This window comes from Candidatus Infernicultor aquiphilus, from assembly GCF_002784285.1.
Lineage (GTDB): Bacteria > Atribacterota > Phoenicimicrobiia > Phoenicimicrobiales > Phoenicimicrobiaceae > Infernicultor > Infernicultor aquiphilus.
In genome coordinates, this window is the sequence record NZ_PFKO01000142.1 from 1 (window position 1) to 12,387 (window position 12,387).

The window sequence follows — 12,387 nt, forward strand, 5'->3', positions numbered from 1 at the left end:
AATTGGTAAATTAGTAAATTGGTCAATCGGTGCATTGGTAAATCGACTAATTGGTAAATTTTTAATAAAGAGGTGATAAGAAAAATGTTAAGAACTTTTAATGAAGTTTTAGAAAAGGCCAAACATTATGGAACTAAAAAAATGTCAGTAGCTGCTGCTCAAGCTGAAGATGTTTTACGAGCAGTGGAAGCTGCTCGACAGGAAGGATTAACCAATTCAATATTAGTGGGTGATAAAAAGGAAATTATTCAAATAGCTAATAAAATGGGTATTGATCCTACCAATTACGAAATAATAGACCAAATAGATAAAACTGAAGCTGCCCGGTGTGCGGTAGAGTTAGTCCGCAATAAAAAAGTTTCCATATTAATGAAAGGAATGATGGGAACTGCCAGAATTTTAAAAGCTGTTTTAGATAAAGAAGTGGGTTTACGAACTGATAGAATGCTCAGTCATGTCTATACCCTGGAGGTCAAAAATTATGATCGTCTACTTACTATGACTGATGGAGCTATGTGCATCAGTCCAGATTTGAAACAAAAAGCTCAGATAATTCAGAACGCTATCTATTACGCTCATTCATTAGGAATAGAAAAACCTAAAGTGGCAGTGGTCTGTGCATTAGAATTGGTAAATCCTGATATGCCAGCTACTATAGATGCAGCTTGTTTATCTAAAATGAGTGAGAGGGGACAGATTATAGGGGGGATAGTGGATGGACCATTAGGTTTTGATAATGCTATTTCTAAGGAAGCTGCTTTGCATAAAGGCATTGAAAGCCCAGTTTCCGGAGAAATAGATATAATATTAGTACCAAATATTGAAGCAGGGAATATTTTTGCCAAGGGTTTAGTTTATTTAGCTAAAGCAGTACCAGCAGGACTACTTTTGGGTGCAAAAGCTCCGGTAGTATTAGTTTCTCGGTCTGACAGTGCACAATCAAAATTATATTCTATTGCTCTGGGAGTATTAATGAGTGAGATGACTGAAATTAAACCGAATCAGATGATCTAAGAAAGGTGATATTTTTATGGCCAAAGATTATAAAATATTAGTAGTAAATCCTGGCTCAACTTCTACCAAAGTAGCCTTGTTCTCTAATGAACAATTTTTATTTGAAAAAAAGATTAAACATAGCAATGAAGAATTATCCATTTTTTCTAAGATTATCGATCAATACGAATTTCGGTTAGAGATAATTTTAAATTTCTTAAAAGAAAAGGGGATTGACTATTCTACTCTTGATGCGGTAGTGGGAAGAGGAGGACTACTAAAACCTATTGCCAGTGGAACCTATCGAGTTAATGAAAAGATGTTAGAAGACCTCCGTAAGGGAACAAGCGGTGAACATGCTTCTAATTTGGGAGGAATACTTGCTTCTGGAATTGCCAAAAAGTTATCTATTCCTGCCTATCTAGTTGACCCGGTAGTAATTGATGAAATGAAACCTATTGCCAGAATTTCTGGTATGCCAGAAATTCCGAGGGTTAGTATCCTCCATGCTTTAAATCAGAAAGCAGTTGCTCGAAAGGCAGCTTTAGATTTAGGCAAAAAGTATGAGAAAGCAAATTTTATTATAGCTCATCTGGGCGGAGGAATTTCAGTTGGGGTACACTGCCAGGGTAAGGTTATTGATGTTAATAATGCACTTAATGGAGAAGGTCCTTTTACTCCGGAAAGGAGCGGTGGAGTTCCGGTTGGCGCCCTGGTTGAACTTTGTTTTTCTGGTAAATTTACTAAAGACGAAATTATGAAAAAGATAAAAGGTAAAGGTGGATTAGTAGCTTATTTAAATACTAATGATGTTAGAGAAGTGCTAAACAGGATTAAACAGGGAGATAAAAAGGCCAAGCTGATATTAGAGGCAATGGCCTACCAAGTAGCTAAAGAAATCGGAGCAGGAGCTACAGTATTAAAAGGTCAAATAGATGCTATTATTCTAACTGGCGGAATAGCTTATGCTAATGAGTTTATTAATATGGTAAAAGATAGAATAAGTTTTTTATCTTTAGTTATGATCTATCCTGGCGAGGAAGAAATGTTAGCTTTGTGTAATGGTGCCTTAAGAGTCCTGAAAGGTGAAGAGGTGGGAAAAATATATTGAGTAAACGTATAAAGATATTTGTGGGGGGTTTTGGAAGTGGAAAAACAGAAATTGCCATTAATTATTCGATCTACTGTCGAAAAAATTACCGTCAGGTCGCTATTGTAGATTTAGATATTGTTAATCCTTATTTTAGAACTCGAGAAGCGAAAGATGCCTTAAACCTTAAAGATATAAAGGTGATTGCTCCCCAAGATGAGTGGGCTTATGCCGGTTTACCCCTAATTTCTCCCGAAATAAAAGGTTTAATCCAAGATGCAGATTATCATTTGATTCTTGATGTAGGAGGAGATGATATAGGTACAGTCGTTTTGGGTAACTTTAAATCTTTCCTCCAAGATTTAGATTATGAAATGCTACTGGTCGTAAATTCTTACCGACCTTTTACTCAAAGTATACTCCAAATTAAACAAATGGCCCAAGAGATAGAAAATACATCTCGACTAAAAATTAGCGGAGTAATAAGTAATCCTAATTTAAGCATCCAAACCGATGAAGAAATAATTAAGCAAGGACATATATTAATAAAACGAGCTGCACAGAAATTAAAATTGCCCCTCAAATTTATTTGTATAGATGAACGATTTTCTCAAAAGCTAAAAACTGAAAATTTTAAGGAAGCAGTATTTTATATAAAACGTTTTATGAAATTACCCTGGGAATAATTCTATAAAGAAGGAGGAAATGGGATGGCAAAAATTATAATAGACCAAGAAAGATGTAAAGGATGCGAGTTATGCATTCCAGCTTGCCCTAAACACATTATTATTATGTCCGAAAATTTTAATAAAAAAGGCTATTATCCGGCTGAACAGATCAACCCTGAAGAATGCACCGGCTGTGCTTTTTGTGCTTTAACTTGTCCTGATGTGGCGATTGAGGTATATAAATAAATAATTTTTTTATCAAAAAGAAATTTTAGTATAGGAATTTCCTTTTTTCGTAGGGGCCTGCCCTCGTGAAAACGGGGGTTCGATTCCTGTCTGCGTGCAGGCACGCACAGGCAGGCATCGAACCCGCAATAAAAACGGGTCGGATAAATCCGACCCCTACATTAAAAACAATACTTTATGCAAAAAAGTTTTGAGTTTTGTATTAACTATTCACTATCGACTAGTTTAAAAGTTAAATTTTTATCCAGGAGGTTAGAAAATGGCAGAAAAAATATTAATGAAAGGAAACGAAGCTATTGGAGAAGCGGCAATTTGTGCTGGTTGCCGATATTATTTTGGTTATCCCATTACCCCTCAAAGCGAATTAATTGCTTATATGGCGAAAAAATTATTGAAAATGAAAGATGCGTCTTTTGTGCAAGCTGAAAGTGAATTAGCAGCAATAAATATGGTCTATGGAGCTGCTTCTACTGGAGTAAGAGTTATGACTTCATCTTCCAGTCCAGGAATAAGTTTAATGCAAGAAGGGATTTCCTATATTGCCTGTTCTGAAGTACCTTGTGTAGTGGTTAATATGATGAGGGGTGGACCAGGTTTAGGAGATATTCAACCAGCACAAGGTGATTACTTTCAAGCCACCAAAGGTGGAGGACATGGAGATTATCATTTAATTGTCCTTGCTCCTTCTTCGGTTCAAGAATTAGTTGATTTAACTATGGATGCCTTTGATTTAGCAGATAAATATAGAAATCCCGCAATGATATTAGGAGATGGACTTTTAGGGCAAATGATGGAAGCAGTAGAATTCAAAGAAAGACCAAAAGTTGATTTACCATCTAAAGAAAGTTGGACTTTAGTCGGATGCAAAGGAAGAAAGCCACATTGGATTGTTCCTTTTAATTTGAATCCTTCAGTACTAGAAAAGATGAATTTAGTAATAAATGAAAAATATAAAAAACTTAAAGAACATGAAGTTAGATATGAATCCATAAATATAGAAAATGCAGATTTGATAATTGTTGCTTATGGAACAGTTGCTCGGATTGTAAAAACTGTAATTCAGAAGGCAAAAAAAGAAGGGATTAATATTGGATTGATTAGGCCGATTACCTTATTCCCTTTTCCCGAAAAGATAATTAGTAAAACTGCTGAGAGGATAAAGAAATTTTTGGTAGTGGAAATGAGTTTAGGTCAAATGATAGAAGATGTTAAATTAGCAGTAAATGGAAAGGCGGAAGTTAATTTCTATGGAAGATGCGGTGGAATAATTCCTACACCGATAGAAATTTTAAAAGAATTAAATAAATATTTATAAATATTTAAATAAAGATTCCTTTTTGAAAAGAATATTGGAGGTATATGATATATTATGAAGAAAGTATTTGGGCGACCAGAATCTTTAACTGAAACTCCTTTTACTTATTGCCCTGGCTGCCATCACGGCATTGCTCATAGATTGGTAGCTGAGGTGTTAGATGAATTTGGAGTTAGAGAAAATACTATAGGAGTTTGTCCGGTAGGATGTTCCGTCTTTGCTTATCTATTCTTTAACTGTGATATGATATGCGCTGCCCACGGAAGAGCCCCTGCCATTGCCACTGGCATTAAAAGGTCAAAACCAGACTCTATAGTTTTTACTTATCAAGGTGATGGAGATTTGGCCTCAATTGGTACTGCGGAAATAGTACATGCTGCTAATAGAGGTGAAAATATTACGGTAATTTTTATAAATAATGCTATCTATGGAATGACTGGGGGACAAATGGCTCCTACTACCTTGGTGGGACAGGTAACTCAAACTTCTCCCTATGGTAGAGATCCAAAGACTATGGGATATCCCATAAAAATGGCTGAGATGTTATCCACACTTAAAAGTGCTACTTATATTTCTCGAGTAGCTTTAAATAAACCGTCAAATATAATAAAAGCTAAAAAGTCCATTAAGAAAGCTTTTCAAATTCAATTAGAGGGTAAAGGGTTTTCTATGGTAGAAATTTTATCTACCTGTCCCACTAATTGGGGTTTAAGCCCAATTGAAGCATCTAAATGGTTGGAAGAGAATATGATTCCTTATTATCCTTTAGGTGAATTTAGAACTCCTGAGGAGGTGGCTTAGATGTTAGAAGAAGTTATTATAGCCGGATTTGGCGGTCAAGGAGTAATGTTAATGGGTAGATTATTAGCTTATGCTGGAATGTTGGAAGGAAAAAATGTTGCTTGGATGCCTTCTTATGGTCCAGAGATGAGAGGAGGTACGGCTAATTGTACTGTAATAATTTCTTCTGAGGAAATTGCTTCTCCAGTTGTACCTTATCCTAAATCAATTATTGTTATGAATAAACCATCTTTAGATAAATTTGAAGCAACGGTCCAGAAAGATGGATTAATAATATTAAACGAATCTTTAATAGATCAAAAGGTAAACAGAGATGATGTTGCTATAGTTAGAGTTCCAGCAAATGATATAGCTAACCAGTTAGGAAATTTACGAGTCGCCAATATGGTTGCTTTGGGCGCCTATATTAAAAAATCTGGAGTAGTAAAACTAAAAACCATATTTAAAGCTTTAGAAAAGACTCTGGCTGGACGGAACCAAAAGTTGATAGATTTAAATAAAAAGGCCTTGAAACAAGGGGAAGAATTAGGTAAAGAGTGCTAAAAATAGTTTTATGGTTCGTGGGCGAGGTGTATGGCCTAATACGCTAAACGCTAAACGCTAAACGCTAGAATACGATATACCAGATACGAAATATGATATACTAATTAGGAAAGGGGATTAATTAATGATTAATGAAAAAAGATTGATAGAAAGTTTTATGGAATTAGTAAGGATGGACAGTATATCCAGAGAGGAAAGGAATCTAGCTGATTTTTTAATAGAAAAATTGGAAAATTTAGGATTAGAAGTTATAGTAGATCAAGCTGGTGAGAAGGTAGGAGCTAATTCGGGTAATCTAATAGCTAAATTAAATGGTAATATTAAAGTGGCTACTCCTATTATGTTTGCCGCTCATATGGATACAGTTGTCCCCGGAAAAAATATTAATCCTCTTCGCGAAGGAGAAAAGATAATTAGTACCGGAGAAACAATTTTAGGAGCAGATGATAAAGCAGGAATAGCTGCTATATTGGAAGCTCTCCATCTTATTAGGGAAAATAATATTCTCTATGGTGATATAGAAATTTTATTTACTATATGTGAAGAAATAGGTTTATGTGGAGCAAAGAATTTAGATATTTCGCAATTAAAAGCCCAAATAGGTTTTATTTTGGATGCGGGAGGGCAAGTAGGACAAATTATTATTAGTGCCCCTTCCCAAAATTCTCTCGACTTTACTATTCGGGGAAAATCTGCTCATGCTGGTGCGAATCCCGAAGAGGGGATTAATGCTATTCAGGTGGCTGGAGTGGCTCTTTCTCGGATGAAGTTAGGAAGGATTGATGAGGAAACTACAGCCAATATTGGAATTATTTCAGGAGGAAAAGCTACTAATATTATTCCTGATGAAGTAATATTAAAGGGAGAAGTCAGGAGTAGAAATGAAGGAAAATTAGAAAAATATACTAAAGAACTAAAAAAGATAACCGAAGATACCGCTCAAGAATTTAAAGCGAGAGCAGAGGTAAAAATTAATAGGGAGTACTATTGCTACAATTTGTCCCCCGATGATCTAGTAGTTAAAATAGCCAGGAAGGCAGCAAAAGATATAGGATTACAGTCATTATTACGTCCCAGTGGTGGGGGAAGTGATGCCAATGTATTTAATAAAAAAGGTCTCCCTTCAGTTGATTTAGCAGTGGGTATGGAAAAAGTACATACCATGGAAGAATATATTCTTATTAAGGAATTAAAAAATGCAACAGAATATATTCTATCTATTATAAAAACTGTAGCCTTAGGAGAAAAATTGGATGACTAAAGAAGATTCTTTTCAGGAAAATACTTTATCTTCTACTTATAGGTATAAAGGAAGGATTATTAATCTTCGTCAGGATGAAGTAAAACTTCCTGATGAGCGGGTAACTATTCGAGAAATAGTGGAACATCCTGGAGCAGTAGTTATTTTAGCTCTAACCGATAAAAAAGATATAGTGATGATTAGACAATTCAGAAAACCTGCCGAAGAAGTTTTATGGGAGCTACCAGCAGGAACTGTTGAATCGGGAGAAGATTTAGTTAGTTGTGCTAGAAGAGAATTAGAAGAGGAGACTGGTTATTATCCTCGGAGGATTAAAAAGTTAATAACTTTTTTCTCCACTCCTGGTTTTTGTAATGAAAAAATTACCCTCTTTTTAGCAGAAGATTTGGAAAAAAGAAATAAAAAAGAAGATTTAGATGAATTTATTAAAGTCAAACTTATTAATTTAACAGAAGCTTTAAAATTAATAAAAGAAAATGTTATTAAAGATGCTAAGACGATCGTAGGAATACTTTATTTCGTATCGATTATATAATATATAGAAGTAGGGGCGTATTGCATACGCCCTCAAAAACTAAGGATAAGGCTATAATTAAAATATGAAGAAATATTTTATGGATTTACATGTACATATTGGAAGAAGCAATAATGGAGCTCCGGTAAAAATAACTGCCTCCAGAGAATTAACTTTTGCCAATATTGCTCGAGAATGTAAATATAGAAAAGGGATTGACATTGTAGGTATCGTTGATTGTGCTTCACCTGAAGTTATTGATGACATTTCCCAATTAATTAATAATGGGGAAATGAAACCTTTAAAAGAAGGAGGCTTAATTTATCAGGATAAAGTAACTATTATTTTAGGTTCAGAGATTGAAACTAAAGAAAAAGATGGGGGATCTTCCCATCAGATAGCTTATTTTCCCTATTTTGAAGATATAAAAGAATTTAGTAAAGCTCTATCTCTTTTGGTTACGAATGTAAGTTTAAGTTCTCAAAATTGTAAAATTAGTGCTCAAGAGGCTTTTCAAATTATAAACCAGCTGGGGGGGATTTTAATCCCCGCTCATGCCTTTACTCCTCATAAAAGTGTTTATGGAAATTGTGTAAAAAGATTAGGAGAGATGTTTAGTAGGTCTACCTTAAAAAAGATTCCAGCTATAGAATTGGGATTGAGTGCAGATACAGAAATTGCCGACCGATTGAAAGAACTGGCAAAATTTACCTTTCTAACTAATTCAGATGCTCATTCTCTACCTAAGATTGGTAGAGAATATAATATAATAGAACTGGAGAAAGCTAATTTTAAGGAGATGCTTTTAGCCTTACAGAGAAAAGAAGGAAGAAAGATAACGGATAATTATGGTCTCGACCCTAAATTGGGTAAATATCATCGAACTTTTTGTGAAATTTGTAATTATACTTCTGATAGTAATCCCCCAGTGTATAAATGCGAAAAATGCGGGAGTGATAAAATAGTAAAAGGTGTTTTTGATCGAATTGTAGAAATTGGAGATTATCAGCAATCCTTTTCTCCTCCTCATCGACCACCTTATCATCATCAGATTCCTTTAGAATTTGTACCTGGAATAGGTAAAAAAACACTGAATAAATTATTTGACTATTTTGGTACCGAAATGAATATATTACATAAGGCTTCATATCAGGAAATCAGTCAGGTGGCTGGATTTAAAATTGCGCAAGATATAATTTTAGCCCGAAAGGGACTTTTAAAGTTAAGTCCCGGAGGTGGAGGAAGATATGGGAAAGTTAAACCAAAAGAAAAAATTTATAAAGAAGAAGATTTACAATTAATTTTTTAAACTTTATTTACTAATTTCTTTCTAAAAAATAAAGAAAATCGTTTTAAACTAGTTGATTTATATCGATAATAATCAACTAGTATTTTTTTTTAAAATATTTTTATAAAAAAAGAGGAAAATCGAAATTTTTGTAGAATATATTAATACAAAGGAAAATTGAAGAGTTTTTTAAAAAAATAATTATTAATTAGGTAATTTAATAATATGTAGGTGAATTAAAGTTGAGATTTTCATCTGATTTACTGGAAGAAATAAGAAATAGTTGTGATATTGTAAATATAATTTCAGAGTATGTACATTTAAAACCAGCGGGGAAAGGATTTAGAGGATTATGTCCTTTTCATGAGGAAAAAACCCCTTCTTTTATGGTTAGCCCTGAGAAGCAATTATTTCATTGCTTTGGATGTGGTGAAGGGGGAAATGTTTATAATTTTATTATGAAATATGAGAAAGTTAGCTTTTTTGAAGCGGTAGAGATGTTAGCTAAAAAATCGGGAGTATCTCTTCCTGCGAATGAAGAGAAAGAAAATATTCTTTATAGAAAAAAAGAAAGGCTATCTAAATTAAATAATTTAGTAGCAAATTATTATCGAGAAGGTTTATTTCGAACTCCTCAGGGGGAAAAAATATTAAATTATCTTAAAAAAAGAGGGATTAACGATAGCACTATCGAAAAGTATAAATTAGGTTATGCCTCTGCGGGCTGGGATGTGTTAGCGGATTTTTTAAAGAAAAAAGGTTATTCTTATGAAGATTTAATTAAGGTTGGCTTAATAAAAAAGAGCAAAACAGAAGGAAAATTTCTTGATTATTTTAGAGATAGGATAATTTTCCCCATCTTTGATTTGCAGGGGAGAACAATAGGCTTCGGAGGCAGGGTTTTAGATGATTCCTTGCCTAAATATATAAACTCACCGGAAACATTGATTTATAATAAAGGGAGCAACTTATATAGTTTAAACTTTGCCAAAGAAGATATTCGGAAAAACAATAGTGCAATTATGGTAGAAGGTTATACTGACGTTTTAATAACTCAGCAATATGGATTTAATAATGTGGTAGCTTCCTTAGGGACAGCTTTAACTATCAAACAAATAGACTTAATAAAACGATTTACAGATACAGTTTTGATCGCTTATGATGCAGATTCAGCAGGGAATATGGCGACTTTAAGAAGTTTAGATTTGCTGGTAAAATCGGGTCTGGAAGTGAAAGTAATAGTCTTACCTCCAAGTTTTGACCCAGCGGATTTTTTAATTAAAGCAGGGAAAAAATCTTTTCAAACTTTAATTGAAGAATCTCTTTCTTTAATAGATTATAAGCTGAAACTTTTATATTCCAATTATAATATCAAAACAATAGAAGGAAAAGTAAAAGTAATTAAAGGAATATTACCTACCCTGAGCGTAATGGGCGATGAGAATGAGCTAAGAGCCCAGATTGTAAAAATATCTGAAGAATTAAAATTAACCGAAGAAGCAATTAGGATTGATTTAGTAAAATATAAAAAAGGCTTAAAGGAATCTATCCCTAGTTTTATTAATCCGTATTCTGAGCCCGGAAATGTTAAAGCCGAAAAGATTCTCATTGGATGTATGTTAGAGGATGAAGAAATTGCTCAGAATGTTTTAAAAAAGTTGAAGGTAGAAGATTTTTCAGTCTTGTTACATCGTCAAATTGTAGCAGTAATTATTAAAATTTTAAAAGATGATAAAAAGATAGATTCTCAAAAAGTTATTGAATATTTAGATAATGATACAGCGGCAAAATTAATTTCTAAGATTTTAATGGAAGAAATTATAACCCTTGATGAAAAAATAATCTCAGGATATATAGATACTATAAATAATTTTAAGTTAGTTCAAGAGAGAAAAAATCTTGAGGAAAAAGCAAAAATGCTTGATGAAAAGATAAAAAAATCTGAAAAGATAGAAGAAAATGATTTAAAAGAATTAAGGAAAATCAGTCAACAGTTAAAAAGTCAAAAGTAGATTAATATTTTTTATTTACTTTTAAAATTTATTTAAATAGGTAATTTTATTTTTACATTTAAGAAGGAAGGCTTGGGGAATGGGAAAAAACAAGATAATTGAAGCATTAGTTAAAGAAGGGAAAGAGCAAGGCTACTTAACTTATAAGAAAATAGAAAAATTTTTAGCAGATGATATTGTAGATGTAAATAAAATAGAATATTTATATGATATTCTTAGTGAATCTGGAATTGATTTAGTTGAAACTGAAGAAGAGGGGAATTTGCTGGCCAAAGATAAAGGCATTGAACAGCAAGATAAAATAACTTCTGATTCTAAAGAGGAAATTGATTTAGAAATAGAAATATCGAAAGAATTAGAATTAGATGACCCGGTAAAGATGTATTTAAAGGAAATTGGGCAGATAAAACTTTTAAAAGGAAATGAAGAAATAGACTTAGCTACCAGGATGCAAAGGGGAGATCATCAAGCTAAGAAAAAATTAGTAGAGTCAAATTTAAGATTAGTAGTAAGTATTGCTAAAAGATATGTAGGAAGAGGAATGCTATTTTTAGATCTTATTCAAGAAGGTAATATGGGTTTAATAAGAGCGGTGGAGAAATTTGACTATAAAAAAGGATATAAATTTAGTACTTATGCTACCTGGTGGATAAGGCAGGCAATTACTCGGGCTATAGCAGATCAAGCTAGAACCATTCGGGTTCCTGTTCATATGGTAGAGACTATTAATAAATTAATCAGGGTATCACGCCATCTCTTGCAGGAGTTAGGACGAGAGCCGACTGTTGGTGAAATAGCTGAACAGATGGAAATTTCTAAAGATAAAGTAAGGGAAATATTAAAAACTGCTCAAGAACCTGTTTCCTTAGAGACTCCCATCGGGAAAGAAGAAGACAGTCATTTAGGAGATTTTATAGAAGATAAGGACTCACCAGCTCCTCCCAAAATTGCTTCTCATACTCTTCTCAAAGAGCAGTTAGACGATGTCTTAAAGACATTAACTTATCGAGAGAAGAGAGTATTAGAAATGAGATTTGGAATTGCTTCTGGTCATCCTCATACCTTGGAAGAAGTTGGTAAAGTGTTTGGAGTCACCAGAGAGAGAATTCGTCAGATTGAAGCGAAGGCATTAAGGAAATTGAGACATCCCAGCAGAAGTAAAAAATTAAAAGACTATTTAGAATGAACTAAACTAAATATTTAAAAATATATTTTTTAATTCTATAAAATTATTGACTCGAATATGGTTTTTGAGTATAATTAATTGTGACCTTCCTCGGTAGCTCAACGGTGGAGCATCCGGCTGTTAACCGGAGGGTTGTAGGTTCGAATCCTACCCGAGGAGCCAAGATAATTACTAGCCCTTTAGCTTGAATGCTGAAGGGCTTTTTTATTGGGAAAAGAAGGATTTTGAAAATTTATGTAGTATTATAAAAATAGAAAGGAATAATTTATATTTTTTTGACCTTTTATGTGAATTATTTTAATTCACTCAAAAATACTCTAATCTTGAAAGGATAGGCAATGAAAAATAAAAGGGGTTTTGCTCTAATCGGATTATTATTAGTAATATCTATTATCGGATTGTTGTCCCTGATTGGCTTAAGAGTTTATAATGGCGATCAAGCAGTAAAGGGGAAAAAGGTCATAGTTCAA

At 33.4% G+C, this 12,387-nt stretch carries 12 protein-coding genes and 1 tRNA gene; all 13 read left to right on the forward strand.

The window, feature by feature from the left end:
• Positions 1–84 precede the first annotated feature (84 nt).
• Entirely contained in the window at positions 85–1,014 is a 930-nt protein-coding gene (locus COZ07_RS03830; protein WP_406607264.1) for a phosphate butyryltransferase, read from the forward strand.
• Between the two features lie 16 nt (positions 1,015–1,030).
• Complete coding sequence (gene buk, locus COZ07_RS03835; protein ID WP_406607265.1) at positions 1,031–2,104, forward strand: butyrate kinase; 1,074 nt, start codon at positions 1,031–1,033, stop codon at positions 2,102–2,104.
• Complete coding sequence (locus COZ07_RS03840; RefSeq protein ID WP_406607266.1) at positions 2,101–2,769, forward strand: hypothetical protein; 669 nt, start codon at positions 2,101–2,103, stop codon at positions 2,767–2,769. Before buk ends, COZ07_RS03840 begins: the two co-directional genes overlap by 4 nt.
• A 24-nt stretch (positions 2,770–2,793) precedes the next feature.
• On the forward strand, positions 2,794–2,997 hold the full coding sequence (locus tag COZ07_RS03845; RefSeq protein WP_406607267.1) for a ferredoxin family protein: 204 nt from the start codon (positions 2,794–2,796) through the stop codon (positions 2,995–2,997).
• A 259-nt stretch (positions 2,998–3,256) separates the two neighbouring features.
• Positions 3,257–4,312, forward strand: coding sequence for a 3-methyl-2-oxobutanoate dehydrogenase subunit VorB (locus COZ07_RS03850; protein WP_406607268.1), 1,056 nt, complete (start codon positions 3,257–3,259; stop codon positions 4,310–4,312).
• A gap of 54 nt (positions 4,313–4,366) precedes the next feature.
• Positions 4,367–5,113: a thiamine pyrophosphate-dependent enzyme gene (locus COZ07_RS03855; RefSeq protein ID WP_406607269.1), complete on the forward strand. Its 747-nt coding sequence runs from the start codon at positions 4,367–4,369 to the stop codon at positions 5,111–5,113.
• Positions 5,114–5,656 carry a 2-oxoacid:acceptor oxidoreductase family protein gene (locus tag COZ07_RS03860; RefSeq protein ID WP_406607270.1) on the forward strand — a complete coding sequence of 181 codons (543 nt, stop codon included), beginning with the start codon at positions 5,114–5,116 and terminating at the stop codon, positions 5,654–5,656.
• Positions 5,657–5,780: 124 nt separating this feature from the next.
• Complete coding sequence (locus COZ07_RS03865; protein ID WP_406607271.1) at positions 5,781–6,917, forward strand: M20/M25/M40 family metallo-hydrolase; 1,137 nt, start codon at positions 5,781–5,783, stop codon at positions 6,915–6,917.
• The gene (locus tag COZ07_RS03870; RefSeq protein ID WP_406607272.1) at positions 6,910–7,452 is read left to right on the forward strand and encodes an NUDIX hydrolase; all 543 of its coding nucleotides are present in this window, start codon (positions 6,910–6,912) and stop codon (positions 7,450–7,452) included. Before COZ07_RS03865 ends, COZ07_RS03870 begins: the two co-directional genes overlap by 8 nt.
• A 79-nt stretch (positions 7,453–7,531) precedes the next feature.
• Complete coding sequence (locus COZ07_RS03875) at positions 7,532–8,740, forward strand: endonuclease Q family protein (protein WP_406607273.1); 1,209 nt, start codon at positions 7,532–7,534, stop codon at positions 8,738–8,740.
• Positions 8,741–8,961: 221 nt separating this feature from the next.
• Positions 8,962–10,731, forward strand: coding sequence for a DNA primase (gene dnaG / locus COZ07_RS03880; protein WP_406607274.1), 1,770 nt, complete (start codon positions 8,962–8,964; stop codon positions 10,729–10,731).
• A 79-nt stretch (positions 10,732–10,810) separates the two neighbouring features.
• Entirely contained in the window at positions 10,811–11,917 is a 1,107-nt protein-coding gene (rpoD, locus tag COZ07_RS03885; RefSeq protein WP_406607275.1) for an RNA polymerase sigma factor RpoD, read from the forward strand.
• Between the two features lie 87 nt (positions 11,918–12,004).
• Positions 12,005–12,079: transfer RNA gene (locus COZ07_RS03890), tRNA-Asn, on the forward strand.
• The last annotated feature ends 308 nt before the right edge of the window (positions 12,080–12,387 follow it).